The 25,877-nt window shown below is 47.7% G+C and carries 30 protein-coding genes; 5 read left to right on the forward strand and 25 right to left on the reverse strand.

The window, feature by feature from the left end; genetic code table 11:
* Window positions 1-8: 8 nt before the first annotated feature.
* From NJR55_RS01225 to NJR55_RS01235, 3 genes are read left to right on the forward strand one after another with little or no spacing between them, the layout of a single operon-like run.
* On the forward strand, window positions 9-365 hold the full coding sequence (locus NJR55_RS01225; protein ID WP_253617118.1) for a HesB/IscA family protein: 357 nt from the start codon (window positions 9-11) through the stop codon (window positions 363-365).
* A gap of 14 nt (window positions 366-379) precedes the next feature.
* The gene (gene sufT, locus NJR55_RS01230) at window positions 380-913 is read left to right on the forward strand and encodes a putative Fe-S cluster assembly protein SufT (RefSeq protein WP_253617119.1); all 534 of its coding nucleotides are present in this window, start codon (window positions 380-382) and stop codon (window positions 911-913) included.
* Between the two features lie 44 nt (window positions 914-957).
* Entirely contained in the window at window positions 958-1,371 is a 414-nt protein-coding gene (locus NJR55_RS01235; protein WP_253617121.1) for a SufE family protein, read from the forward strand.
* On the opposite strand, the gene NJR55_RS01240 is transcribed toward NJR55_RS01235, so the two are convergent.
* From NJR55_RS01240 to NJR55_RS01350, 23 genes are all read right to left on the reverse strand, one after another.
* Window positions 1,368-2,570 carry an EAL and HDOD domain-containing protein gene (locus NJR55_RS01240; RefSeq protein ID WP_253617123.1) on the reverse strand — a complete coding sequence of 401 codons (1,203 nt, stop codon included), beginning with the start codon at window positions 2,568-2,570 and terminating at the stop codon, window positions 1,368-1,370. The two genes, NJR55_RS01235 and NJR55_RS01240, sit on opposite strands and share 4 nt — an antisense overlap.
* Window positions 2,563-3,477, reverse strand: coding sequence for an SPFH domain-containing protein (locus tag NJR55_RS01245; protein ID WP_253617125.1), 915 nt, complete (start codon window positions 3,475-3,477; stop codon window positions 2,563-2,565). The genes NJR55_RS01240 and NJR55_RS01245 overlap by 8 nt, the downstream gene beginning before the upstream one ends.
* Window positions 3,478-3,596: 119 nt before the next feature.
* Window positions 3,597-5,735, reverse strand: coding sequence for a prolyl oligopeptidase family serine peptidase (locus NJR55_RS01250; RefSeq protein ID WP_253617126.1), 2,139 nt, complete (start codon window positions 5,733-5,735; stop codon window positions 3,597-3,599).
* Between the two features lie 11 nt (window positions 5,736-5,746).
* On the reverse strand, window positions 5,747-6,184 hold the full coding sequence (locus NJR55_RS01255) for an excinuclease ABC subunit A (protein WP_253617128.1): 438 nt from the start codon (window positions 6,182-6,184) through the stop codon (window positions 5,747-5,749).
* 16 nt (window positions 6,185-6,200) lie between these two features.
* On the reverse strand, window positions 6,201-7,439 hold the full coding sequence (locus tag NJR55_RS01260; RefSeq protein ID WP_253617130.1) for a beta-ketoacyl-ACP synthase: 1,239 nt from the start codon (window positions 7,437-7,439) through the stop codon (window positions 6,201-6,203).
* Complete coding sequence (gene fabG, locus NJR55_RS01265) at window positions 7,439-8,167, reverse strand: 3-oxoacyl-ACP reductase FabG (protein ID WP_253617522.1); 729 nt, start codon at window positions 8,165-8,167, stop codon at window positions 7,439-7,441. Before fabG ends, NJR55_RS01260 begins: the two co-directional genes overlap by 1 nt.
* A gap of 4 nt (window positions 8,168-8,171) precedes the next feature.
* A complete protein-coding gene (locus NJR55_RS01270; RefSeq protein ID WP_253617132.1) occupies window positions 8,172-8,627 on the reverse strand; it encodes a hotdog family protein in 456 nt (151 codons plus the stop codon).
* 1 nt (window position 8,628) lies between these two features.
* Window positions 8,629-9,822, reverse strand: a complete 1,194-nt coding sequence (locus tag NJR55_RS01275; protein ID WP_253617134.1) for a beta-ketoacyl-ACP synthase — start codon at window positions 9,820-9,822, stop codon at window positions 8,629-8,631.
* Window positions 9,803-10,372 carry a DUF3261 domain-containing protein gene (locus NJR55_RS01280; RefSeq protein WP_253617136.1) on the reverse strand — a complete coding sequence of 190 codons (570 nt, stop codon included), beginning with the start codon at window positions 10,370-10,372 and terminating at the stop codon, window positions 9,803-9,805. The genes NJR55_RS01275 and NJR55_RS01280 overlap by 20 nt, the downstream gene beginning before the upstream one ends.
* 14 nt (window positions 10,373-10,386) lie before the next feature.
* Entirely contained in the window at window positions 10,387-11,622 is a 1,236-nt protein-coding gene (locus tag NJR55_RS01285) for an NAD(P)/FAD-dependent oxidoreductase (protein WP_253617138.1), read from the reverse strand.
* Window positions 11,623-11,633: 11 nt separating this feature from the next.
* A complete protein-coding gene (locus tag NJR55_RS01290; protein WP_253617141.1) occupies window positions 11,634-13,856 on the reverse strand; it encodes an MMPL family transporter in 2,223 nt (740 codons plus the stop codon).
* Window positions 13,857-13,862: 6 nt separating this feature from the next.
* Window positions 13,863-14,393 (reverse strand): outer-membrane lipoprotein carrier protein LolA, encoded by a 531-nt coding sequence (locus tag NJR55_RS01295; RefSeq protein WP_253617143.1) that lies wholly within the window; start codon window positions 14,391-14,393, stop codon window positions 13,863-13,865.
* Entirely contained in the window at window positions 14,390-14,800 is a 411-nt protein-coding gene (locus NJR55_RS01300; RefSeq protein ID WP_253617145.1) for an acyl-CoA thioesterase, read from the reverse strand. The genes NJR55_RS01295 and NJR55_RS01300 overlap by 4 nt, the downstream gene beginning before the upstream one ends.
* The gene (locus tag NJR55_RS01305) at window positions 14,797-16,344 is read right to left on the reverse strand and encodes an HAL/PAL/TAL family ammonia-lyase (RefSeq protein WP_253617147.1); all 1,548 of its coding nucleotides are present in this window, start codon (window positions 16,342-16,344) and stop codon (window positions 14,797-14,799) included. The genes NJR55_RS01300 and NJR55_RS01305 overlap by 4 nt, the downstream gene beginning before the upstream one ends.
* Window position 16,345: 1 nt before the next feature.
* Window positions 16,346-17,290: an LpxL/LpxP family acyltransferase gene (locus tag NJR55_RS01310; RefSeq protein ID WP_253617149.1), complete on the reverse strand. Its 945-nt coding sequence runs from the start codon at window positions 17,288-17,290 to the stop codon at window positions 16,346-16,348.
* A gap of 2 nt (window positions 17,291-17,292) precedes the next feature.
* Window positions 17,293-18,033, reverse strand: coding sequence for a glycosyltransferase family 2 protein (locus NJR55_RS01315; protein WP_253617151.1), 741 nt, complete (start codon window positions 18,031-18,033; stop codon window positions 17,293-17,295).
* Between the two features lies 1 nt (window position 18,034).
* Entirely contained in the window at window positions 18,035-18,391 is a 357-nt protein-coding gene (locus NJR55_RS01320; protein WP_253617153.1) for an ApeI family dehydratase, read from the reverse strand.
* A 7-nt stretch (window positions 18,392-18,398) separates the two neighbouring features.
* On the reverse strand, window positions 18,399-19,751 hold the full coding sequence (locus tag NJR55_RS01325) for an AMP-binding protein (protein WP_253617155.1): 1,353 nt from the start codon (window positions 19,749-19,751) through the stop codon (window positions 18,399-18,401).
* On the reverse strand, window positions 19,729-20,277 hold the full coding sequence (locus tag NJR55_RS01330) for a COG4648 family protein (protein ID WP_253617157.1): 549 nt from the start codon (window positions 20,275-20,277) through the stop codon (window positions 19,729-19,731). The genes NJR55_RS01325 and NJR55_RS01330 overlap by 23 nt, the downstream gene beginning before the upstream one ends.
* The gene (locus NJR55_RS01335) at window positions 20,277-20,528 is read right to left on the reverse strand and encodes an acyl carrier protein (RefSeq protein ID WP_253617159.1); all 252 of its coding nucleotides are present in this window, start codon (window positions 20,526-20,528) and stop codon (window positions 20,277-20,279) included. Before NJR55_RS01335 ends, NJR55_RS01330 begins: the two co-directional genes overlap by 1 nt.
* 11 nt (window positions 20,529-20,539) lie before the next feature.
* Window positions 20,540-20,812, reverse strand: coding sequence for a phosphopantetheine-binding protein (locus NJR55_RS01340; protein ID WP_253617161.1), 273 nt, complete (start codon window positions 20,810-20,812; stop codon window positions 20,540-20,542).
* Window positions 20,754-21,590, reverse strand: a complete 837-nt coding sequence (locus NJR55_RS01345; protein ID WP_253617163.1) for a lysophospholipid acyltransferase family protein — start codon at window positions 21,588-21,590, stop codon at window positions 20,754-20,756. Before NJR55_RS01345 ends, NJR55_RS01340 begins: the two co-directional genes overlap by 59 nt.
* Window positions 21,580-22,248, reverse strand: a complete 669-nt coding sequence (locus tag NJR55_RS01350) for a beta-ketoacyl synthase chain length factor (protein ID WP_253617165.1) — start codon at window positions 22,246-22,248, stop codon at window positions 21,580-21,582. Before NJR55_RS01350 ends, NJR55_RS01345 begins: the two co-directional genes overlap by 11 nt.
* A 79-nt stretch (window positions 22,249-22,327) precedes the next feature.
* On the opposite strand from NJR55_RS01350, the gene NJR55_RS01355 reads away from it, so the two are divergent.
* Entirely contained in the window at window positions 22,328-22,882 is a 555-nt protein-coding gene (locus NJR55_RS01355; RefSeq protein WP_253617167.1) for a 4'-phosphopantetheinyl transferase family protein, read from the forward strand.
* Here the strand turns inward: NJR55_RS01355 and galE are convergent.
* The gene (galE, locus tag NJR55_RS01360; RefSeq protein WP_253617170.1) at window positions 22,852-23,859 is read right to left on the reverse strand and encodes a UDP-glucose 4-epimerase GalE; all 1,008 of its coding nucleotides are present in this window, start codon (window positions 23,857-23,859) and stop codon (window positions 22,852-22,854) included. The two genes, NJR55_RS01355 and galE, sit on opposite strands and share 31 nt — an antisense overlap.
* Before the next feature lie 118 nt (window positions 23,860-23,977).
* A complete protein-coding gene (locus NJR55_RS01365; protein WP_253617172.1) occupies window positions 23,978-25,327 on the reverse strand; it encodes a DASH family cryptochrome in 1,350 nt (449 codons plus the stop codon).
* 87 nt (window positions 25,328-25,414) lie between these two features.
* Between NJR55_RS01365 and NJR55_RS01370 the strand changes: the two genes are divergently transcribed.
* A complete protein-coding gene (locus NJR55_RS01370; RefSeq protein ID WP_253617174.1) occupies window positions 25,415-25,870 on the forward strand; it encodes a DUF3429 domain-containing protein in 456 nt (151 codons plus the stop codon).
* Window positions 25,871-25,877 lie beyond the last annotated feature (7 nt).

Raw genomic sequence — 25,877 nt, forward strand, 5'->3', positions numbered from 1 at the left:
GGAGACTCATGTCTGTAGAAACATTTGTACCATCGTCTTCGTTAATTTCGATGACAGAAAACGCTGTACGTTACTTTGAGTCACGCTTAAAAGATGAACCGGGCAAACTGATTCGCCTGTCGACTAAGCAAAGTGGCTGCACGGGCTATGCCTATGTACTTGATTCCGTCGAGGCGATGGAAGACGGCGATGAAGTGGTCGATATTAACGACAACATCAAAGTCGCTATTGCCTCTAATGCGCTGGAACTGGTGCGTAACACGGAAATTGATTACGTAAAAGAAGGCATTAACGGCGTGGTTAAATTCAACAACCCGAATGTTGTTAATGAGTGTGGTTGCGGCGAAAGCTTCAACGTGCAGTAACGGAAGTTTAAATTATGCAGCAAAAAATGGTGTCCACCACCCGTGAAGTAAAAGCGCGTCGCGTACCAACGGGTGAGCCTAAAGTTATTCCTAAAGGTGAGTTTGTTACTATTACTCAGGATTTAGGCGGTAACTATACGGTTACCTTTCAGGGTAACATGCTGCGTATAGACGGCACTGATGCGGATGCTATTGGGCGTAAGCCAGAAAAGCTCGACTTTGAACCGCCAGCAAACGGAGAAGTTTCGGAAGATCAGGTCTGGGAAGCGTTAGAAACCATTTATGACCCGGAAATTCCGATTAACTTAGTGTCGCTGGGGCTTATCTACAAAGTCGCTGTTGATAAAGACTCCGGCACCGTTACTATTGATATGACCTTAACCGCACCAGGCTGCGGTATGGGTCCGGTATTAGTTGGTGATGTTGAATATCGGGTTTCTCTGGTGCCACACGTTAAAAATGTGAAGGTTGAGCTGGTTTTTGACCCACCCTGGTCACGTGACATGATGAGCGAAGAAGCTCAGCTTGAAGCCGGTGTTTTCTTTTAACATGAGTCGTTCTTTTAACTTATAAGCGAAGGTTATTGGTCAGCATGAATTTACCCAGCACAGATGAAATCATTGATGACTTAGAGTTTTTAGATGACTGGGAGCAACGTTACCAGTACATCATTGATTTAGGTAAAGCTTTGCCCGGCCTACCGGAAAGCCAGCATAAAGACGAGTATCTGGTGCGCGGCTGTCAAAGTAACGTCTGGCTTATCAGTGAAGAAAAAGACGGCAAACTGTTGCTGCACGTTGATAGCGACGCAGTCATTGTTCAGGGGCTACTGACCTTAGTTATGGCCGCATATCACGACAAAACGCCGGAGCAAATTCTTGCCTTTGATATCGACAGCTACTTTGCTCAGCTGGACTTAGAAAACCACATTACACCAACTCGTGGAAATGGCTTACGTGCTATTGTTGGAAGAATTCAGCAGCTGGCGAAACGCAGCCAAACTTAAATGGTATTAAACAGTTCCTGCACTTTAGTCGACACGCTTTGATAGGTAGTTAACAGACGCGAGTCGACTTTATCCAGCCGCTCTTTCATTCGAACTACACGCTCCAGCTTAAGTGCAATACGTAAACATTGGCCCATAGGCCCGGCGCAGTCTTCAACCGCCTTTTTCGTTTGCTCAGATAGCGGCAGTTTTTCAAAGAAGCTGGCTTTATCCACGCCAAGCATAATATCAACACCCGAGAGTAAACCCACGAAATAGCACTGATCAGCATCTAAATCCGGAGAGTTTTTCCACTTAGCCAACTCATAGCACATTTGCGCTCTCACTAAGACCATTCGGGACGCTTCGGGGCTACTTGCGGTTACTGCGCCAATTAAGGCTATCCAGCGCCGAAGCTTTTCAATACCCAGACGCATAATGACGTCTTTCACGCGGGTTATCGGACTGGCTGTCGGGTATAGGGGGCTATTTACAATTTTAAGTAAACATACCGACAACTGAGGATCTTCAGAAATAACCCGGGAAAGTTCGGTCAAATCAGGTTCTTCCTCGAAACAAAGTGATAATACTTTTGCCAGTTGTAAGGATGATGGTTCGAGCCTTGTTCCGTACACAACCGCCGGTTTGGCAAAGTAGTATCCCTGAAACAACTCAAAACCTAACTCTTCATAAGCCTGCTTAGTCGCTTCGTCTTCGACTCGCTCAGCCAGCCATTTCCCTTTGAAGCCACTCAGTTTCTGCTTAAAAGCCCGCGCTTGAGCCAAGGTTAAAGTCGATACGTCCACTTTAATGTAAGACGCATACTGTAGCAGCGGCTCCCACGCCGGGTCGAACTCAAAGTCATCCAGCGCAAAGCGGAAGCCTTTCTCATACCAACGCGCAACCGCATTGACTACTGCCCTGCTCGGCTTAATACGCTCCACCAATTCAATAACTACTTTGTTTGGTTCAAGAGGTAAAAAGCTTTGTGACACTAAAAATTCGCTGGAAACATTGATAAAAGCGGTTGCGTCATAGTGCTCGGTTTGACTAGTGATTCCGGCGCAAAGGTTAAACACAACCTCGCTGGTTGCTGCCGTGTCTCCAACCGTTTCTGCTGTTAAATTCAAAGCACTACGATACAGCAGCTCAACCGCATAAAACCGATTTTTATTATCGTAAATTGGTTGAGCTGCCAACAGCGGAAAGGTTTCAGGCATCTTTTTTAGTGTCTTTGGCCGCTTCCATTGCGCTTAATATATCCGAGGATAAAGAATCCAGCTGACCTGTTGGTTGCGGCAACATAATCACTTTACTGGCAGCGGTATCGAAAGAACCCAATACATCGACATAGTTAGTGAATTTCAGCAAATCGATGACATCTTTAGAAGATATATCGTTTGCCTGATCGGTAACCATGGCAATAGAATCCCGCAAACCTTCAGCTATCGCTAAACGCTGACCGGCAATACCCTGACCCTGCAAAATTTTCGATTCTTTGTCGGCTTCAGCCTGCTTCACCAGCATAATTTTTTCAGCTTCCGCCTTATGTTCTGCTGCACGACGCTCTCTTTCTGCGGCGTTAATTTGGTTCATTGAATCTTTAACGGACTGATCCGGGTCAATATCTGTCACCAGCGACGCAATAATCTCAAAACCATATTCTTCCATGGTATCGCGCAACTGCTCTTTTACATCTTTAGAAATAGAGTCTTTATTGTCGAATACTGCGTCCAGATTCTGCTTAGGAATTTGTGCGCGCACCGTATCAAACACATAGGACTGCATTTGCCACTCGGGGTTTTCCAGCTGATAAAACGCATTATAAACTGAGGTTTCATTGCTCACGCGATACTGCACTGACACCCGGACAATAACAAACACGTTGTCGTTTGTTTTGGTCTCAACATCGACATCCAGCTGTCGCGTTCTCATTGACTGTTTATGAGCAACCTGCTCAATAAGCGGGATAATAAAGTTAAGCCCCGGCGTCAGCATGCGCCGATAACGCCCGAACAACTCAACCAAATACACGCTTTGCTGCGGCACAATGCGCACCGACGCTATCAGTAAAAGTAAAAAAACTACAGCGGCAACTACCCACATAATATTAAAATCATTGTTCATTGTTGAATCCTCATAGTACGAGAATGGGAGGGAAAAGAGATTAACGGGAAATGAGAAAAATATCGAAAGAATGATGCAAAGGCATCGCCGTCTATAGCGAAGCCTTTGCTGAACAGTAGTTACTCAGGAAGCTCTTCAAACCCCATGTGATACAAAGTAAAACCGAAGATATCGGAATACTGCTCAATGGTTTTTGAAACCGGTGTGCCAGCGCCGTGCCCAGCGTTGGTTTCAATACGAATAAGCTGAGGATTCTCACCGCCCGCTTTATCTTGCAGCTCCGCCGCAAACTTAAATGAGTGCGCAGGAACCACGCGATCATCATGGTCACCCGTAGTGATCAGCGTTGCCGGATAAGCCACGCCTTCTTCCACGTTGTGAACAGGCGAATAGCCTAACAAGTACTCGAACATTTCTTTACTGTCATTGGCTGTACCATAATCGTATGCCCAACCTGCGCCAGCGGTGAAGGTGTGATAACGAAGCATATCCAGAACACCGACAGCTGGTAATGCGACTGCAAATAACTCAGGGCGCTGGGTCATTACCGCGCCGACTAGCAAGCCACCATTAGAACCACCACGAATGGCTAAACGCTCCGGTGAAGTATAGTCTTTCTCAATTAAATACTCGGCCGCAGCGATAAAATCGTCAAACACATTCTGCTTCTGCATTTTGGTACCAGCTTTATGCCAGTCTTTACCGTATTCGCCGCCACCACGTAAGTTAGCAACAGCGTAAACGCCGCCCATTTCTAACCAGGCTGCATTAGCAATGCTGAACGAAGGGGTCAGACTGATATTGAAGCCGCCATAACCATACAAAATTGTCGGGTTTGAGCCATCCAGCTTGGTGCCCTTTTTGTAGGTAATGATCATAGGCACTTCAGTACCGTCTTTAGAGGTATAAAACACCTGCTTTGATTCATAGTTTGCAGAATCAAAATCAGCACCGGATTCGGCATAGACTTCTGAGCCACCCTGGTCTGGGTCAAACTTATAAATTGTTGACGGTGTGCTGTAGTTGGTAAAGGTGTAGTACAACTCGTCCGCTTCTTTCTTACCTGAGAAGCCACCTATACTGCCCACGCCCGGCAACTGCACTTCACGAACCATATCGCCGTTATAAGCGTATTGTTTCACCTTAGCTACGGCATCGACCATGTACTCGGCAAAGATATAACCCGCACCAGTTGATACGCTCAACACGTTTTCTGTTTCTGGAATAAAGTCTTCCCAGTTTTCAGGCGTTGGATTACTGGCATCAACGGTCACAACACGCTGGTTTGGCGCGTCTAAGTTCGTCACTAGATAGAGCTTTGAGCCGTCGTTATCTAATACACGAGTATCCGAATCGGTATGATCCAGAACGGTGACCAGCTCACTGTCTTCTTTTGTAAGATCTTTAATAAAGAGCTTATTGCCAGAGGTGGAGTTTGCCGCTGAAATCATCAGGTAACGGTCGTCATCGGTAACGTAACCGCCAACGTAACGGTGCTTCTCAGCATCCGTTCCACCAAACACCAGTTTGTCGTCAGACTGGTCTGTACCCAGCTCGTGGTAATACAGCTTGTGCTGGTCGGTTTTTGCAGAAAGCTCACTACCTTCTGGCTTATCATAACTGGAGTAGTAGAAACCTTCATTGCCTACCCAGGAAATACCGCTGAACTTCACATCCACTAACGGCTCTTCCAGCTGTTCTTTGGTTTCAGCGTCAATAACCCGAATTTTACGCCAGTCACTGCCGCCCTCAGAAATTGAATATGCCGCTAACGAACCGTCGTCAGAAAAGGTTAGCTGCGCCAGCGAGGTTGTTCCGTCTTCACTAAAGGTGTTCGGATCCAGGAATACTTCTGGTTCTTCGTCACCTTTCTGGCGGTACACCACGTACTGATTCTGCAAACCGTCGTTTTTGTAGAAATAGGTGTAATCGCCCTCTTTAAACGGCGCGCTGATTTTCTCGTAATTCCACAACTCGGTCAGACGCTTTTCTATCTTCTCGCGATATGGAATAGACTCTAAGTGTGCGAAAGTCACTTCATTCTGAGCTTTAACCCAGTTTTCGGTTTCTTCGCTACGGTCATCTTCTAACCAGCGATATGGGTCCGCCACTTCTGTACCAAAGTAGGTATCAACCACATCGCCTTTACGCGTTTCCGGATACGACATAGATTGCGTATTCGCCTCTTGTTCTGTTTCAGCATTTTGTGAACAGGCTGTCAGCAAACCGACTGCAACTGCTCCCAGTAGATATTTCATTGTTATTATCCTTATTTGAATTTAACCACTTCACCCTTCAAGGCAACGCCTGCCATTAAAAAGCCAGCACCACACTGAAACTCCTCGGCACTGCTGAACTCATTATGCTCATAATTCGATTTAATATTGATTACTGCATCGTAACCGTTATCACGCGCGTTGTCTTGCAGCACTTTAAGTGCCGAAAGCAGTACCCATTCACAAGCTTCACGGTCGGACTTATTCACCGCATTGGTTTTACGGCTGGTGGTAATAACCCCCATTGACTGCGCAACTTCAGGGTGCGATTGACCAGCAAAATAAACTGGGACATCAAGCAACGCCTCTTTCGCCTTACTACTTTCCATAACAGGCTTAAGCTCCAGAGTTACCAGGTCATTACGCGCTTCGGCCTGCAGCGACAACAACGAACTCAATAAAACCACAGTAGCAACAAACAGTTTTTTCATTTTCTATTTCCTTATATTAATTAGAGTTATTCCAGCGTTTAAAAATCAATGAAGTATTAATGCCGCCAAAGGCAAAATTATTTGTCATGACATAGTCTGTATCAAGTTCACGTGCCTGTTCAGTTATATAATCTAAGTCACCGCACTCCGGGTCAATATCAGTCAGGTTAAGCGTGGGCGCAAACCAATTCTCCTGCATCATATTGATACTGGCCCAGGCTTCAATTGTACCGCAGCCGCCCAGCGTATGGCCCAAGTAGCTTTTTAACGAACTGATGGGTACCGATCGTTTAAACACGCTGGCGGTGGCATTAGATTCAGCAACATCGCCCCTGTCAGTGGCTGTGCCATGCGCGTTCACATAGCCTACTTGCTCCGGTTCAAGTTGTGCCTGCTGTAACGCCAGCTTCATAGCAATGGCCATGGTATCGGCCGTAGGTTGAGTCACATGGGCGCCATCAGAATTCGTGCCAAAGCCTACCAGTTCGGCATAAATGTGTGCGCCACGTTCCAGAGCATGATCCAGCTCTTCCAGAATAAAGGTACCGGCACCTTCACCAATAACCAGCCCGTCACGGTTTTTATCAAAGGGTCTTGGCGTCAACTGCGGCGCGTCATTACGGGTGCTGGTTGCGAATAAAGTATCAAATACGACCGCTTCGGACGGACACAACGCCTCTGCACCACCAGCAATCATCACTTTCTGATGACCGTAACGAATGGCTTCATAGGCATAGCCCAGCCCCTGAGAAGCAGAGGTACAGGCAGAGCTCGTGGTATGAACCCGTCCTTTCACATTGTAAAAGACGCCCAGATTTACAGCGGTTGTATGACCCATGCTCTTTATATAAGTGGTGGCGTTCAGGCCGGTCATATCACCGCTTTCCAGCATGTTGCCGAATATTTTCATTTGCTCGGTATCGCCAGTTGAAGAGCCGTAAGCAACACCACAACTTCCATCGCTGATGCAAGGATGTTCCAACAACCCGGCATCGATTAGTGCCAGTTCCGTTGCCCGTGTTGCCATTAAGCTTACCGTGCTCATTGAACGGACCGCTTTGCGGGAGTAGTGCGAAGGTTTTTTAAACGCAGGTTGAATAGGCGCCGCCAGGCGTGTGTTCAGACCGTCAAAACGCTCCCACTCTGGCATACTAACCACGGCATTCTTGCCACTTTCCAGCTGACTACGAAAGCTCTGCCAGTTGTCACCGAAGGCCGTCAGGCACCCCATGCCGGTTACTACCACACGTTTCATTAAACTAACCCACCATTTACCGAAAAAACTTGTCGCGTAATGTATGCTGCTGACGGCTGAAATAAGTAACCAACCAAACCAGCAACTTCTTCCGGCTTACCGGCACGGCGCATCGGTATCATCGACAAAATTTCTTTCTCATGCTCTAGTTCGCCGGTCATGTCCGTTTCAATGAGTCCCGGCGCCACACAGTTGACAGTTATTTTGCGTTTGGCTAATTCCAGCGATAAAGCTTTAGTGGCCGCAATAACGCCACCTTTAGACGCACTGTAATTGACCTGCCCGCGATTACCGGCGATACCGGAAACTGAAGCAATAGTCACCACTCGGCCACCCCGGCGTTGCTGGATCATCGGCATAATTAACGGGTGCAGCACATTGTAAAAGCCACCCAGATTCGTCTGCAAAACGCTGTCCCAGTCATCTTCGGTTAACGATGGAAAGGCACCGTCCCGGGTAATTCCTGCGTTACAAACCGCACCGTAATAAGCGCCATTATCGGCAATATCTTGCTCAATTGCGTTGCGTGCAGCCTCCCGGTCACTGACATCAAACACCAGTAAAGACGCCTGTTGACCCAGTGACTTAACTTCATCCACAACTTGCTCTGCTGAGGCTTTGTCTGAGCGACAATGAATCGCCAGATCAAAACCATCTTTTGCCAGTTGCAGGGCTATTGCCCGACCAATTCCTTTGCCGGAACCGGTAACAAGAACACGTTCAGCCATACCTTCAACCATAGTTTTCCTCTATAAATGCTGTTTCGTCGGGCGGTTGATAAACATTTAGCCGAGCCTGCGCAACGATCTTGCCGTTGTGGCGAATATCGCATTCAAAAACACTCAGGCCAGAAGACTCAACATGCAGTTCTTCAACAAAAATATCGTATCTTTCTCCCAGCTTAAAACTGTCAATATCACATTGATATTTTCGACTTCCCAGCAAGAACCCCAGTTTTATTTCTCCACCAGCGGCTTTGCTTTGATAACCAGCTACAGCCGCTATCGTTTGGGCCATCAGTTCAATTCCAACATGCGCCGGCAGCCCCTGATGCTGCTCACTATAAAAAAGGTTGTCGCTATTCACGACGAGGCAACACTGCCCTTTCCCCTCTTCAGCCGAACACAGCTCATCAATCAACCGCATCGGCGGTTCGTGCTTGATAAGCTCAGCCAAATCGTGCCCCATGTTATTTTCCTCTACTAAAAACGAGAGAGACATTGTTGCCGCCAAACGCGAAAGAATTACTCAAACAATGCTCTATTGGATATTGCAGTGACCCACCTTGATACAAATGGATATCTGCCAAATCAGAATCTTTAACGCCATCCCATACGTGCTTTGGTAAGCCGTTCTGTTTCGCCAACGCCAGCCAGCAGAACACCGCTTCAATTGCTCCTGCCGCTCCCAGGGTATGGCCGGTCAGCGCTTTTGTTGAACTCGCTGGCACCGTTCCAGCGCCCAATGCATTGACCGCATAAGCTTCCATCAAATCGTTTAACGGCGTAGCAGTACCATGCAAGTTAATATAGCCGAGTTGCTGTGCAGTAATACCAGCATCGGTCAGTGCCCCCTGCATTGCCGCCAAAGCCCCTCGTCCCTGTGGGTGAGGAGCCGACATATGATGAGCGTCTGAAGTTGCACAGGCACCGGTTAAAGTCACCTGCGATGACTGTAGGTTGTCCTCTTCGCGAGTAGCAATAAAAAGCCCTGCGGCTTCTCCAATGGTAATGCCGTCGCGATTCGCACTAAACGGATTGCAGCGCCCTTCCGAGGTCGATTCCAGCGCTTTAAAGCCGTTTAAGGTAAGTTGACAAAGAGAATCAACACCGCCGACAACCACCGCGTCCACGACGCCTAAACGCAATAAAGAGCGAGCACTCATAAAAACTCGGGCACTGGACGAACAAGCCGTTGAAATACTGTAAACCGGTCCGGTAATGCCGGCTAACGCAGCGACGCACTCTGCCGGTGCCAGCATTTCCTGCATGGCATAATAGAAGGTATCGGGTAAACCACCTTCGAATTCGTCATGCGCTAACGCCGATTCACCAGAGGCAATACCGGACGTGCTAGTCCCCAGCACGACCGCAACCCGGTCAGAGCCCAATTTATCTATAAGCGCCAACAAGGGTTCTTCAATTTGTTTTAAGGCAGCCGCAACCAGTTGGTTATTACGGGTACGCATGGTTGCTGGCAGACTACCAATGTCGGGCAACTTATTGTCTGCAACTGAGCCGGCAAACAAAGAAGTACCGTCGTTGGTATTGAATGCTGCGGACTTCAGCCCGGTTTGATCGCCTGCCAGTGCAGCCTGCCATAGGCTTTCGCAATTATGGCCCAGCGCACAAATTGCGCCCGGTTCACTTAAGGTGATTTTCATTGGTTTCTAATAGCTCGTACTCGAGAGTGGTTATCGTCAATTGATAACCTAAAAATTTATTCTGAATCGTTCTCTGCAAATTTTCATTTTCATTCACTGATGACCATTGCAGCTGCTTGTTATGCCACAACTCGCGTCCGGTTTGGGTGGCCTGCAAACTCATACTGGTCAAATTGGCATTAATACTGTCAAGTGGCCACAACGCCATTTGTAAATCTGACCAGACCTGCATAGCCAGCCGCGAGTCGTCAAAAGCTTCGCTGCCTTTAAAGGTTACTCCGTTTGCACGACTGATTTCGCTCCGGAACAGTTCATTGCCAAAGGGAGATAATGCAACCAGCAGTAATCGTTCACTATCAAAAACCGCCGACACCATGAAAATGCGCTGCTGCTCGCCCTTCTTCCACTCCACTTTCTGCCATAACTGCACCGGCTCGCGCGGCCAGCTATGCTGCAACTGGTAACTGCCATCAGCAATAGCAACCTGAGCGGGCTGACCGCCTAATGACTGGCAACCGGCAACCATTAACACCAGCATTAAGCCACTCATTACTCTTAACGACTTTATCCACATAATTCCGCCAATACGTTCAAGCGGCGTTCGCTTTCGCGAACATAAGGGTTGTCTGTATCCCACGCATAACCTGCCAAAATAGAACAAATCATTTCTTTAACCTGTTGCTGCTGGTGTGGATAAAAAATCACATCCTGAAAGCGCGTATCATACCAACCCTTAACAAAAGTGCGAAAAGTGGTAATGCCCACACGTAGTGGGTCACTGTAAAGCTTCTGCCAGTTCTGAGGCTCATCATTCAGCTCTTTCAATACCAAAGGCACCGCCAGCGATGAAGACTGCATTGCAATGGTTACACCTGATGAGAAAACCGGATCTAAGAATTCACCGGCATTCCCTAATAAAGCAAAGCGGTCACCAAACAAGCCATTCACATTAGCTGAGTAGCCGGTAATACGTTGCTCAGCACGACTTACCTGGTATTCACCTAACACTTCAAGCAGGTAAGGCTCATCTGCCACCAGTTTCCACAACGCTTCTTTTTCACTGTCGCTTTCTGCAAAATACTCACTCGCACCAACGACACCAATACTGGCAGTACCATCCGCAAAAGGAATTAACCAGTACCAAATTTCAGGGTTCTGTGGATGCACGGTGATAAGAATTTTGCTGCGGTCAAAGTTACCGCCCGCCAGCTCAGACTTTACATGGCAAAAAACGGCCTGACGCACGGGAAAGTCAGACGGCGATTCCAACGACAGTAAGCGAGGCAGCACTCGACCGAAACCGCTGGCGTCGAGCACAAAACGTGCCTTTGCTTCACTTGTTCCGGCGGCGCTGGTTAAACTCAATTTAACCGCATCCGGGTCACTAAAATCTATAGCTTCTAACGCAACACCATGTCTGACTTCAGCGCCTTTCTCTGCCGCGCCCTGCGCCAATAGCTGATCAAAATGTTCGCGTTTAACCTGATAAGTCGTGCCCGGACCTTCGCTCGATTTTTTACGAAAATCAAAGTCCACTTTATTACCATTATGATAAAAAGCAGCGCCTTCTTTGTACTGAAACCCAAGGCGCTCTGCATTATCCAGTACCGCCTCTAATAACCCGGCTTCTTCAATAAAGGTCATACATTGAGGCAGTAAGCTTTCGCCAATAGAAAACCTTGGAAACTCTTGTTTCTCAACTACCAACACGCTTTTCCCGGCATTCGCCAACATCGCTGCTGCTGTCGAACCTGCCGGTCCAGCACCAATAATCACCACATCATAAATTGACTCTTCCATGACTCTTTTCCTTAGTTATCAGGTGACTCTATTATCAACGGACTGAACAGGGCACTCATAAAAACCCCAATCAAAACAATAATTCCAAAAGCCGCAATGGCTGGTGTCGAGCTGAAGCTTAAGGCACCAAAAGCCACCATTGTTGTAAAGGCTGACAGATAAATGGCTTGCAGCGCATGTTCACGCTTCAACCGCCCGACGCAAAAAACGCCGTAATCAATACTGAGCACCAGTACGAACATCGCGCCAATACAATGAAACAAGTTAAGTGGTTGTATTAACTGTGCCAACAGCAACGCTGTCGACACAGACAACGTCATCACACAGGTAACTTGCCATGCGGCTTGAATCCGCAGTTTATTGGTTTGCTGATTGCGCAAAAACATCGCCAGTATAGGCAACGACACAAGCAACAAGGCGATAAGCCACAACTGCATGGAGTGCCGGTACTCGGCTAGCGCGTCCGATGCATGCTCAATAGGGTTAAAATGTTCCAGTTTTCCGGGGCTTTCGTTGATATCACCCGGGTTAAAGGGCTGCTTTAGCCGAACAACACTCATCCAGCCGTCTTCCATTGGATATAAAAATTGATTCTGTAATGGGTGCTCTTGCGGCTCACTGGCGAATTCAGGCTGTCCAATGCCTAGCCATTGCAGATAATTCTTCCCTTCCGGGCTTTGGAACAACTTTTCCTGCTGTTGCAGCAGTTGCTGCTGTTCCGACACCGGCAGCAGATAGTCGTACAAGCTAACACTGCCATCAACGTCGCCAAGGTTACCTGTCCGTTCCAATGCTTGCTGCTGAGTTTCTCCCGACACTAACAGTACATCTGGCTGAAAATAAAAGTCCGTGGTCTTTCTCAGGTGGTTTTCCTGTTGCAGTAACGACTCGGGCGAACTAGCCAGCAAACGAACGTTATCATTGGCCGTAAAAGACCAAAGCAACAGACCCAGTGTTGCTAACGCCATAACACTCAACCATGCAGTAGTGCCTGGCTGGCGCATCTGTCGGTAAAGCTGCGCCATGCTATGGCAAAATCTCTGCCAGCCGGGGCGCGACGCCTCTGGCTGCGGTAACCAGGGTAAAGTAACAACCACCAGAACGATGGCAGTGAATAAAGCCACCGCCATAAAAATACCTAATTGCTGTAATAGCGGCAGCGGTAGCAACAGAAGCAAAATATAACCAAAAATGGTGGTTAACCCGCTCAGCCACAAAGCCGGCTTCAGTGCCGACCAGGCCTTAACGCCATGGCTTCGGGCGATAAAACCATGAATAACATAGTCAATGCACAGCCCAATAAAGCTGGTGGCAAACACCAACATCAGCACATGCGGCCGGGAGCTTAACAACAAAGTGACCAATAGCCCTGTCGCTGCCGACACACCCAGCAGTAGCAGCGTGTAAAGCAATTGCTGACCAGAGCGGAACACCCAGACTAATAAAGCTAACACCAGCAGAAGAGACAATCCGCCAAACCAGGTCATTTCCAGCTTCGCCTGCTTTGCCGCCGCATCGGAATGAAACAACAAGCCGCTTCGATAAACATTAATACCGGGTAGTTGCTCAGTTACTTTGGCAATAAAGTCATTTATAACCAGAACTGACTGTCCTGACTGAGTCACGCTTAACGCATCACCCGCAATACGCAGCGGCACTAAAACCTGATGAATGGAGTTCGAAGTGCGGGTATACAGTCCATTATGGCTCTTATATCCTGGCATTAAGTCCGGCAATTGCTGCACAAAACGCTGTGTCAGTAATAGTGGGTCCTGCTCTAAAGGCATTAATACCGGCGCAGGGCTTTGTAAGGTTTTTTGAGCATTGCCTATTATCGTTGCGTAGTCGCCGTTCCCGAGCGCTTGCATGTCGTTCTGTGTTGCTAAACGACCGGCCTGATTCTGGTAAAATGACAACACCGCTTTCGGGTTGGTCATTTCCGCCAGTTTAATGGTCGGCTCAGCTTCAGTCAGTAAGTTCAATTGTTCTTGCACAATAGGCAGTATTTCAGTGTCGGAATACTGCTGTGACTCAAAGCCCAGCAGCAGTTGTTGCGCATTAGGTTGCTGACTTTTTAAGTAACTGCGCTGTAACTCAGAGACTTCATTTGGCAGAGCATCGGCCAGACTGCTGCTCCACTGAGTATTCGACAGCTGAATCAAAAGCCCGGCTATCACCACAGCAATAAAAGCAAATAGCAGTACTAAACGGTTGGCGCCACCTCCCCTTCTCATCCGCAGTTACCTTTTGCTCAGCTCTATACGGGTGGTGTTACCGTTTTGCTCAAACAGCTCTACAAGCTCAACGCTATTAGTACCGCAACTGTGTATTTTTTCAATCACACTGGCTAAAGCTTCAGCTTCCGGAACCATCACTACGCAATTCTGCGCAAGTGAAAGCCTGAACTGCTGCTTCAATACGGCTTCATCCTGCTGCAGAATCGCCAATAACAACTGCGCAATGGTGTCACTGCCACTTACCGAGTCTTCACTACCTTGTTCAAAAATACCCTGACGGTTAATGGTCAATTGTTGCTGCTGTGGCCGCTCGGTTGTCCAGACTATTTCGTCTTTTCTAATATCCAACTGGCCTGTACTCACCAAAGGTCTCGGCAGCCCCGACAACTGTTTTTTCTGACTAAACTCCAGCGACAACGGCAAAGGCTCTGATTGCTTTTCAAGTGCCGACAGCGCCTTCAACGTCATATCGTCCCCGGCTAATACCATTGCTGAGGTAATCAATAAAGTCGTCGCTAAAAGTAAGCGGATCATGAGTGCTCAACTCCCAGCTTTTCAAACACAATACCAGGAGATTCAAACAGCATTTCCCGCGTCTCTTTGCACACGGCTACCTGCACACTGGTGGCTTTGGTCAGCAGTTCATTACTTTCAACACAGCGAATTTCATAATTCATTTTCAGTCGATGCTCCCACTCCACCAAAGTGGCAGTCACCCGAATGTGCTGTCCGTATGTAGCCGACGCAACGTACTTTAAGCGTAAATCGACAATAGGCCATATATGGCCGTTAGCTTCCATATCGGGGTAGTCATAATTGAAGGTACGCAATAACTCACTACGCGCCATTTCAATGTACTTTATGTAATGCCCGTGCCAGACAACGTGCATTGCGTCGACGTCAAAAAAAGGAACATCAATAATTAAACTGGCTTGTTTCATGCTGGCTCCTGATACAAATTCCATGCTTTTAACCGCAATTGGGTAAGCCAATAACGTAATTCAGGCTCTAACTGACGGTCCTCCGTCAGCAGTTCAAATTGCTCAGCCAGGCTTTCAGTCATTTTTAAGACACCGATCGAAGGGTTCACCGGTTTGTCTGTAATACGCTTACGCAGTTCAACACCTTGATAAGCTGCCAGCAAAGTTGCAACAACCACCTGTTCAGTCAGCTCCAGAATACGAATACAGTCACGGGCTGCAATAGTACCCATACTCACTTTGTCCTGGTTATGGCACTCGGTTGAGCGCGAAAAGACACTGGCTGGCATAGTCAGTTTTAATGCTTCCGCAGTCCAGGCTGAGCAACCAATCTGCACCGCTTTAAAGCCATGGTTAATAGACTTACGCTCACCTTCTGCCGCAGACAAGTTGGAGGGTAATCCATGGTTCATTTTCGTGTCCATCAACAGCGCCATTTGCCGATCATGCAGGTCCGCCAGATTCGCCACAGCTGTTTTCATGGAGTCCATCACCATAGCAATGTGACCGCCATAAAAGTGACCGCCGTGCAGAACGTGTTCTCCCAAACCATCAATAATCGGATTATCATTAGCACTGTTTAATTCGTTTTCTATGGTCTCTTTAAACCACGGTAAACTGTCCTTAAGTACGCCGATAACATGAGGCGCACAGCGAATGGAGTACCGATCCTGCAGACGCGATGAATTCCTCGGATGCTCCACATGATTCAGGTCTTGTTGGATCCAACTGGCGACTTGCTGCTGCCCTTTATGAGGTTTCACGGCAAAGAGCAGATCATCAAAATGGTTACTGTTGCCTTCCAGAGCTATGCTCGCCAAAGAAGTGATGCGGCTGGATAACCGGGTTAAGTACTCCGCTCGATCCCAGGCGAGGCAAGCCAAAGCGGTCATCACGGCGGTACCGTTCATAATAGCCAGGCCTTCTTTTGGTCGCAGTTTGTGAACCGACATACCAAGTAGTTCAAAGGCTTCTGCACTGTTCATCACTTTATTCCGAAAGCGCACATCGCGCTCACCAATAAGCGCACCGGCAATGTAAGACAAGGGGGTTAGATCGCCGCTGGCGCCAACGCTGCCCTCTTTTGGAATCAGCGGCAACATGTTTTCGTTCAGCATCACCACCAGACGTTCCAGCAGCTCCCAACTGACACCAGAATAGCCTTGTGCCAACGAGCTTAAGCGGGTTGCCAGAATGGCGCGGGTTTCCTGCTCATCAAAGGTATCGCCCAGGCCACAACCATGAAAACGCGTAAGATGAATGGGCAACTCGTTAACCAGGTTCTCCGGCACCGATACGGTGCAGCTGTCGCCATAGCCCGTTGTTACGCCGTAAATAACACCGTCCTGCTCAAGTAATTCATCCAGAAAACGGACACCAGCATCGACTTTTTCAACAAACTCCGGCGCATCACTTAATGCAACCTGCGCTTTGCCATTGGCTATTTCTACCACGTCTTTAATGGTTAACGGGCGGCCACCAAAGGCTATAATCGATGTCGTCATACTACTGACTGTCCTTCTTCCAGAAATCAAAAAAATTAAACCACTGATAAGGGTAGCGTATCGCCAGCTTCTCCAGTGTTTCACTATAAGCTTTCAGCACTGGCTGCAAAGCTTCCCGCCTGCTTTTCCGGGGGAGTTTGAGTTGGTCACACGCATGGTTCAGATATAAGTCGTAATGCCCGTCGTCGGGGTTCTTTAAGCAGAACAAAAAATACACCGGGCATTCTAACACACTGGCCAATATCCAAGGCCCTAAGGCGAATGCGGCTGGCTTACCTAAAAAATCCTGTTCAATGGTTTGTCCGGGCTGAGTCACCGAAGTGCGATCGCCGACAATGACCACAAACTCGCCTTGTTCGATGCGCTCTTTCAGCAATATAGTCAGCCCCATATCAATGTCGGTCACCTGAATCAGGTCAATATCAACTTTCGGGTTTACATCTTTCAGTGCACGGTTAAACGACTGCGCATGCTGAGTGAACACCAGTACATTCATGCGCCGGGTATACTTTTTTGAAGCCAGCGCCCGCGCAACCTCCAGATTACCCAGGTGGCTACCAATAAGAATGCCGCCCTGTGGCTGTTTTTCTAAATCATCAAAGTGGGTATCACCACAATTACGCACCTGATTCTTAGACACCTTGCCAACCCATGCATCAATTTTTGCCAAAGCGTGCAAACCAAATTGCCAAAAATGGTACCAACTTTGGCGCCAACCAGGCTCAGCGGCAAAGGGAGACTGTTCAGCAGCAAATGAATGCACGCGACGCAGGAAGTCCAGAGACGCCCTACGAGGATCGCCTCCGGTCAAAAAGAAGTAAGTGATCACTGGCGCTAGAATCAGCCGCATTAACCAGTGACCGCCATACTGATAGACTCGAAGAACAATAACGATGCCCCAGTAGCTGCCGCGCTCTTTCTTTTTCGCCCAGTGCTTCTCCACCATAGTTAACTTTTAAACCTGTGCAGTAATAAAAGCGGAATGCGCGGCAACATGCCGAAAAACAGGCGCGTATGCAGCCAGGAAATTTTCAGGTTGTCCTGCAGTGCGCGAAAATGTGACTGTCCGCCTTGTGGATAAATCACTTTGGTTGGAATAAAGAAAACCGGTGTACCCGCCCAGTATAAACGCACCATAATTTCAATATCGAAATCCATGCGTGTGCCAATATGACGACGCTTTGTTAGGCCGACTGTCGGGTACAAGGGATACACCCGAAAACCACACATTGTATCCTTTATCTGCATCGATAAGGTTTCGATATGCACCCAAAAATGGGTGATCTTGCGCCCAATGCGTCGGCTGGTCGGCATACTCTCATCGTATTGCGGGTATCCACTTATCAACGCACTGGGGTTCTGTTTCGACAAAGCTAAAAACTCCGGAATATCGTTACTGTCGTGCTGCCCGTCAGCATCTATTTGCAATGCATGAGTAAAGCCTTCTTCGGCGGCCAAATGAAACCCCGCCATAACCGCCCCACCTTTGCCGCTATTTTCGGGAAGCGTGTGCAGTAAGACAAGTGATTTATGCTCTTCCGCCAAAGTCGCCAAAACTGCCTTGGTGTGGTCATTTGAGCCATCATCAACAATAATAATTGGCAACTCGTAAGGCAGCAGTCGCTCAACCGTCGTAGTGATGGTCTTATCGTGATTATAAATAGGAATAAGAAAGCAATACTGAGACATATTAAGTAAACACCAGGCGTCCGGAAGACAGTGCTTTATCACCGTCAGAGTATTTAAACGTGATGCAGTCATCGCGCTTTCTTTCAATCAGCAAATCGACTGTCGCACCAGGCAAAATCATGTCGTTAAACTTTAGCACTTCAATACGCTGAATGGATGTTGGTGTCGACCAATGTTGCCCCGCTAGCTGAATGACCCAGTCCATTTGAGCAACCCCGGGAAGAATCGGGGTTGAAGGAAAATGCCCTTGCAAATAAATGCAGTCTGCCGCCAGCGTAAACCGACCGCAGAGTAGAGGCTTTTCTTTGTCGCTAAGCCCTTCGGAGAAACTTATAAAGTCAGGTAATTGAGTCTGCATGCTATTGTTACTTTTCCTCTTCGAACAATGCCTGTAAATCGGTTTGTGTCACTTTACCGGCACCGTTATATGGCAACTGCTGCACATAACGGAAACGTTTAGGTACAACCACTTTTTCAAATCGCTGCAGTAAGTGATGTCGCAACTCTTGTCGCGCTTTAAATCGCCCCTGAGTGCTAAGCTGATTAACGCCTTCAGGCGTCAATATTAAAACTAAGCCCAGTTCAACACGCGGGCTATGTAACACACAAGCTTTAGCTGACTCGACCCAGCCATGCCGTTGAATGAATTGTTCTACTTCGTTCAGAGCCACTCGTTTTTCGGCAATTTTTACAATTCGATCCTGCCGCCCCAACAACTGAAAATCTCCCTGCCCCTGAAGCCGGGCTTTATCTTCTGTTGTGTAAGGCTTTTGCGGATTATTCAGATACGGTGACTGAATAACCAGTAAACCGTTGTGATTACAGCTCACATCAACTCCCGCCAGAGGCTGGAAGTTCTCATTAGAGCCCGGGCTGCGCTGACGCCAGCCTATACCTCCGGTCTCCGTACTACCGTACACTTCAATTGGCGCATTTAACTCATGTTCAGCAAAATCCTCAGGAACAGAATCGGGTAGCGGACCGCCCGATGAGAAAACCATAACCAAAGAATGCTTGCACTTAGCAAGCTGAGGTAAGTTATCCAGCCGCTGCAAGTGCGCAGGGCTACTTATTAAAGCGTAACGCTGGCGGTTAGCTTTCGCCAATATTTGCTGCAACTGCTCAGGATAATCGACCAAAGGCAAAGTCACCGGACGGCGCGCAGCAAGTGGCCAGAGTACCGTGAATAACAATCCGTAAATGTGCTGATGTGTCACCGTTGACAGTATATTGGCCGGCCCCAATTGCTCCGCAAAGGTTTGTTCCAGCGTAATCACTTCTAACCATAACTGCCTGAGCGTTTTTCTGACGGCTTTAGGTTTGCCGCTGCTGCCAGAAGTGAAGAAGGTCAGTTGAGAATTTAAGCTGCCTTTCAGCGTTAAAGGCGGCGTTTCAGAGCTAAGGTGTTGAGGTAATTCAGCAGGGACTCTGAACGAATAGTGCGACGACAGCTCTGACAAAGTTGCCGGCTTATCATTTGCTGGTAAAACAATTCTCTTTTTACTATTGAGTAAAGCGAACAGCCAGACACTAAAATGATACCAGTCGCGATGATAAAGCAGCGCATCACCGGCTTGTTCACTTAGCCAGTGGGTTGCCGCCGCAATATCCTTTAGCCACACCGATGCGCTTATAGACTGCCCTTTCACTACGGCCAGCTCAGCATCTGCTTGCTGCCATTGCAGCTGCCATTGCTCAGTGTTTATGTCTAACAACACGTCGCACACTCCACTCAATCACAAAGAGTAACCCAATCAGAACGTAGGAGATAAAACCGTTGTATAGCGTCCAGAGTTTGAGGTCACCATGCACCGCAGTTACCAGCGAAATAGCGCCATTCACGAGGAAAAATACCGCCCAGACCAGCGTCACTTTTTCAGTGTAAGCAACCGCTTTATCTGACAATGAACCTTCCATAAGCATGGCAAGGCGAGTTATCACCGCTGGTTTGCGCCATAATGATGCAAGGAAAACCAGCAACAAGGCGCTGTTCATCCAAACGGGATAAAACAGCACGCCAGTCAACTGGTCTGCAAAAATAGCTGTCACTGAAACAACCAGAAGTACAGCCAGCGTAAGCCAGCTTCTGGGGTGACGAATGCCCTGGGAAACAATACTTAAACTCAGTAATGCCAGCAGAACCAGCAATAACCAGTTAGTTAGCCCGTTCTGCGCCAGCCACCAGACAAGTAGCGGGTAGGCAATCAGTAAGCCACTGATTAACAAGCGCAGACCGTTTTTCATTAGTCGCTGTGAACGAGTTTATAAACTTCTTCGACAACATCTTCGACTGTGCGCACAGCTTTAAACGCATCTGGACTGATTTTCTTGCCGGTAATTTCGCGTAATTTCACGACTAAATCCACCGCATCAATCGAATCAAGGTCAAGATCCTGATACAAGTTAGCGTCCAGAGAAATGTCGTCAGAGTCGATTTCAAAATCTTCTTCCAGAATTTGAGTCAACCGCGCATATACTTCATCTCTTGTCTTCATCGTTCCCTCGTTTACTCACCACGGTTATTAGCGACAAAATCCGCTAACGTATCGACATTGTAAAAATGCTTTTTTGTCTCTGCCGAATTAGCGTCCAGCTTCACGTCATATTTTTTCTTTATCGCAAGACCTAACTCCAGCGCATCAATAGAATCAAGATTCAAGCCATCGTCATCGTCTCCGAACAAGGCCGCCGAATCATTAATATCTGCTATCTCTACGTCTTCAAGATCCAGCGACTCGATAATCAAGGCTTTGATCTCTTGCTTCAGGTTTTCCGTCATCTTCTAACACCTTTTCATAGTAATTCTGTAAATCGCGAGTCAGTTGACGCGCAGCAATACTGAGTTTTTCAGCATCGCAATAAGAAGCTGAGTCGATTTCACCAAGATAACGCACCGATAAAGTCGGTTTCCGTTCAGGCGCGCAATACCAGGCTTCATTTTTAATCAATGTCACTGGCGAGCAGTCTACCCTCAATGCCGTGACTTTAGCGCCGGTACGTAATGCCAGATGAGCCGCTCCACGCTGGAACTTTATTCCTTTTCCCGGAGTGGTTCGTGTCCCCTCAGGAAAAATTATTAGGTTATTACCGCGCGCTAAAGAGCGCTCACAATCCTGAACCAAACCTTCCGGGTCATCATTGCTGATATAACCTGTTGAGCGGATTACACCGCGCATAAAGGGGTTTTTCCATAGGTGGGACTTAACAACGCAATCCGGATTCGGAACAAAAGAAATCAATGCCACCACATCAATCAAACATGGATGGTTAGCAATAATGACGTGGCCCCGAGTTCCTTTAAGCTGTTCAGTGGCGTTAAAGTCGAAGTTGAACACGCCAGTCCACTTCATTATTCCGATAAACCAGCGGAACGTCATTTGCACCAAACATCTGGCACGTGCTTCGCGCTGTCTCTCATTACCATTGGATAATAACGCCAGCGCCGGCAGTGCAGTAATAGACAGCAATAAACCGCCCAACCCAAAAACGGCAAAGCATAGCCCGGTCGCGAAACGCCGCCAGGTACGATTTATTATCTGCCAGAGATTAAGCAACATGCCAGCTCCACCGTACTCCGTTATAGTCTTTAACCACCTTGCCACTACAGGAATCCAGAATCTGTTGAACACTGTTGGCAACTAACCAGACGTCATCCTGTAACTGACTTTCTTTTTCAACAAGGCGATCCAAAATCAGTTTCTGTCCGTTTTCTCTATCGAGCAAAACCGCATGCGCAAAGTTTCTCACTGGCGAATGAACCTGGCCAGAATAAACAGCCGGTGGTACTTCATCGGCATAAACCAACAGTACCTGCTTAGTTTCGCTTTGTACTTGGCTTACAGCTTCCAGCCACCCCAGGGGGTAAGTTTGCTCACCAGCGGACAAAGTGGTCATAGCCTGTCGATTATCTGCCACCATGCTGTATTGCCCCAGCACAGCATTATTCACCGACAACGCAAACTGTGTTGGTGATAAGACCTCGCCACGAACCAACTCCCGTAGTAACTTTTCAGTACGGTGCAAGTCGCCATGCCGCGTTGCCAAAACCACTGGCGTCTCTCTTAACTGCGGATGTCGGTCGCTTAGCTCAAGTATGGCCGTCATTATGACTTTTGCATACGAACTCAGTCGCCGCCGGGTAGAAGCCGGTATTTGCTTCAGCCGCTCACGACATTCGGTTTCGACTAATGTACTATCAGCAACAAAAGCTCGCATAGGATTCTAAGCAGATACTCAAAAAAGAAGCGGAATAGTACAGAATCTCAGCGGACATTTCAAAAATATAACATCGCATATGGTTATCGGATATAGACTCTACAACGAAGCTGCATCAACAAAACAGGTATCGGCAGCCGCTAAAAATCTGCTTCTGCAGCTTGTCAAAAAATATTGGGCTGCTGAACCTCAGCGAATTTCTATTGAAAACAGCGATTCCGGTGCGCCGTTATTAAGTGTGAATGGCCACCCTGTTTACTGCTCTCTGTCTCATAAATCTGGATGTATCGCTGCGGCTTACTCAACGACAAGTAGTATCGGCATTGACCTCGAGAATGTGCATACGCGAAAAGATTACCACCGTATTCGCGACTATTATAAGGACGGTTTTCTGGCTGGGAGTGCTTTAACTAAAAGTGATTTTTTTCATCACTGGACCCTGGCTGAAGCTTTCGCGAAAGCCTCGGGAGTACATTTACTTAGCGTACTAGAGAGCCCACTTCACATACAAAAACACTCAGCAAAATATTTCCAGATAGAGCCTTTTTTACTCTGTGCTTATCAGAGCCCTGCATCTAAGGGAGAAGAGGCTGTGTCGATATATCAGTTAGATAACGATAACCAATGGCAGTAATCCCGGGCTATCGTCGGCAAATCATGCTCGGCTTTCCAGTTTAATTCCTGACGTGCTTTATCAGCCTCAGCGTAACAGCTTGCCACATCGCCCTGGCGACGCTCTGAAAACTTAACAGGAATAACGCGCCCGCTTGCTTGTTCGAACGCATGGATCACGCCCAGTACGGACTCGCCCTTGCCTGTTCCTAAGTTAAATATATGGTGTCCAGTGCGGGCAAACCCCGCCTCCAGCGCCGCAACATGACCTTTTGCTACGTCACAAACATGAATGTAGTCACGTATTGCTGTGCCATCGCAGGTGGAATAGTCACAACCATAGACCTGAACTGAGTCAGTTTTGCGGGTTATCACATTACCTATGGCTGGGATCAAATTAGCCGCAGGTTTAATGGGTTGCTCACCAATAATTCCCGACGGATGAGCTCCCGCCGGATTAAAATAGCGCAAACTTATAGCCGAAAAAGCGAGGTTTTTCTCACAAAACTCAGCCAAATCACATTCGGATCGGTATTTGGTCTCACCGTAGGGATTGGTTGTCGCTCCGGCCGGAGCCGATTCCGCAACAGGGACGCTCGACGGGTTGCCGTAAACAACGGCTGAAGAAGAAAAAATTAAGTGATTAACTGAACAGTCTTCCATTGCCACTAGCAGTCTTCTGGTTCCTTCCACATTGGTCAGGAAATACTTCTCTTTTAAGTGGTAACTTTCCTGAGGGTTTTTAAGTGCAGCAAAATGCATAACGGCATCGAAAGCGTATTGTTTAAATAGGCTAGTCAACACATCCCGATTGCAGATATCAATCTGGTGAAAGTCGGGTCGCTCGCCCGTAACGCTCTGAATCTTATCAATTACCGACGCATTACTGTTACTCAGGTCATCAACCACAATCACCTGGTAGCCGTTAAGTATCAACTCAACAACCGTGTGCGAACCAATGAATCCGCAGCCTCCGGTAACCAATATCTGTTTCTTCATAGGTGATGTGCCCAAAAACCGTAACGCCGTTAAAAATCAAAGGGGCGAAATAGTATCGGCTGACTTTTCCTAACGCAACTTAAACTCATGCGCCAGCCTCAAAGGCTTTTAGGTATTCTCACCGCACCGGCCAGTCTGCAGCATCGACGCTGTCTATGGGCTGTCCAGATAAGTCGCCGGCCCAACGCTTGATAAACTCATTATCAGGGTCATAGCGTTCCGTCTGCTTTTCCAGATTAAACTGACGATGTCCTCTGGGATCGGCTCCCACACCCGCCAGATACTGCCAGTTGCCCCAGTTCGAGGAAACATCGTAATCAATCAGCTGCTGTTCAAAATAGGCCGCGCCATAACGCCAGTCCAGACTCAGCTCGTGCACGAAACAACTGGCAACCAGTTGGCGCCCCCGGTTCGACATATAACCGGTAGCATTCAACTGCTTCATGCAGGCGTTAACTATAGGGTAAGGCGTGTTACCGGAGCACCATTTCTGAAACCTTTCGGAATAAAAGCTGGTTTTGGGTGACTTGCCGGAGAGGCCGGAAAAAGCGAACAGGCGCTTCCCGTGCTTCAGTGCATACCAGAAGAAGTACTCGCGCCACAATAGCTCAAAACTTATCCAGTAGCTGGATTCATTCTCGCCAAACTGCGCTTCGTACTCTCTTAACGCCGCCATAATTTGCCGGACAGAAAGACAGCCCTGCGCAAGCCAGGGCGAAAACTTGGTCGAGCTCGAAAAGTCGTCTAAAGCATTTCGTGTTTGTTTATAAGTACCGGCAGACTGACCAGAAAAATAGCTTGCTAGATGCTCTAAACCGGCCCTTTCTCCGCCTTCAAAGTCAGCCGACGCCAATTCATTCAGAGTTTCAGCCTTGAACCCCGGGTAACTGATGTTCTCCGGTAATGGAGGCAATGCGTCTACCAGTTGAACCGAAAAGTCACGGCTTAACGGCTCGACTTTTTTCCTGAATTGAGAAAAGGTTTCCGGCAAGTCCGCTAGCTCAAACGGAAGTTCCGGCTCCGAAAACAAGGTGTTGTTTGGTGTTTCATGAAAAGGCAGAAACGGAAACCGTTGCTGCAACAAACTCAGTTGAAGCCGTTCGTAATAGCCCTGATGCTGGCTCAGGAATACCGCATCCACCTGACGTTCGGAAATGAGTTCGGTTAAAATCCAATCAAATGTGCCGGTCAAAACAATGAGTTTTTGTCCACGCATTTCCAGCTCGGTTCGCAGTTGCTTTAAGCTCTGCTGCAAAAAGGTAAAACGATGCTTCCCCATTGCCGGAATGCCATAATGACCGTACTTATTCTGTGTCGGATTAAAACAAAAGCAGCAGATGAGTATTTCACTGCGCTGCGCGGCGTCATAAAGTGCCAGGTTGTCTTCAACCCTGAGATCATTCCGAAATACAAATAGGCCTAGCCGATAATCTGCCATAATGGATACGAGTTGTTGTTTAGTATTCATTACGTAAGTCATTTAGAATTGGACTAAACGTAAATTGAACAATGAGCGTAAAGTAATAATAACTGACTTCTGGTGGACTCGTTTTTTATGAACAAAGGTAAAAACTGGCTAATTTATACTCTGGGCTTTTTAGGGCTTATTCCCTTTCTGGCATCGTCGCTTGCGGCTTTAATGCATACCGGAACCTGGTGGGGAATTTCACCTTTAGAGTTTTTAATTACTTACGGCGCTGTGATTCTCAGTTTTCTGGGCGGCACTTTATGGGGCCGGGCACTGCACCGCGCAGAAAGCGAAAAAACCACAGGTTTACTGTTATTAAGCAATGCTTTCGCTTTGGCGGCCTGGTTCACCATTTTAATTAACGCGGCAGCCTGGTCATTAGGTATGCAGATGGTGGGCTTTGCCTTAGTTCTGTACTTTGAACAAAAGCTGGCACGCAGTTCGGCTATGACGTCTTATATGGGCTACTACCGTATACGCGTATTATTAACGACCATTGTTATCGTCTGCCAATTGCTGGTCTTTGGTAACCACATTTTGTAGCGCTAGT

The organism is Idiomarina rhizosphaerae, assembly GCF_024159085.1.
Taxonomy (GTDB): domain Bacteria; phylum Pseudomonadota; class Gammaproteobacteria; order Enterobacterales; family Alteromonadaceae; genus Idiomarina; species Idiomarina rhizosphaerae.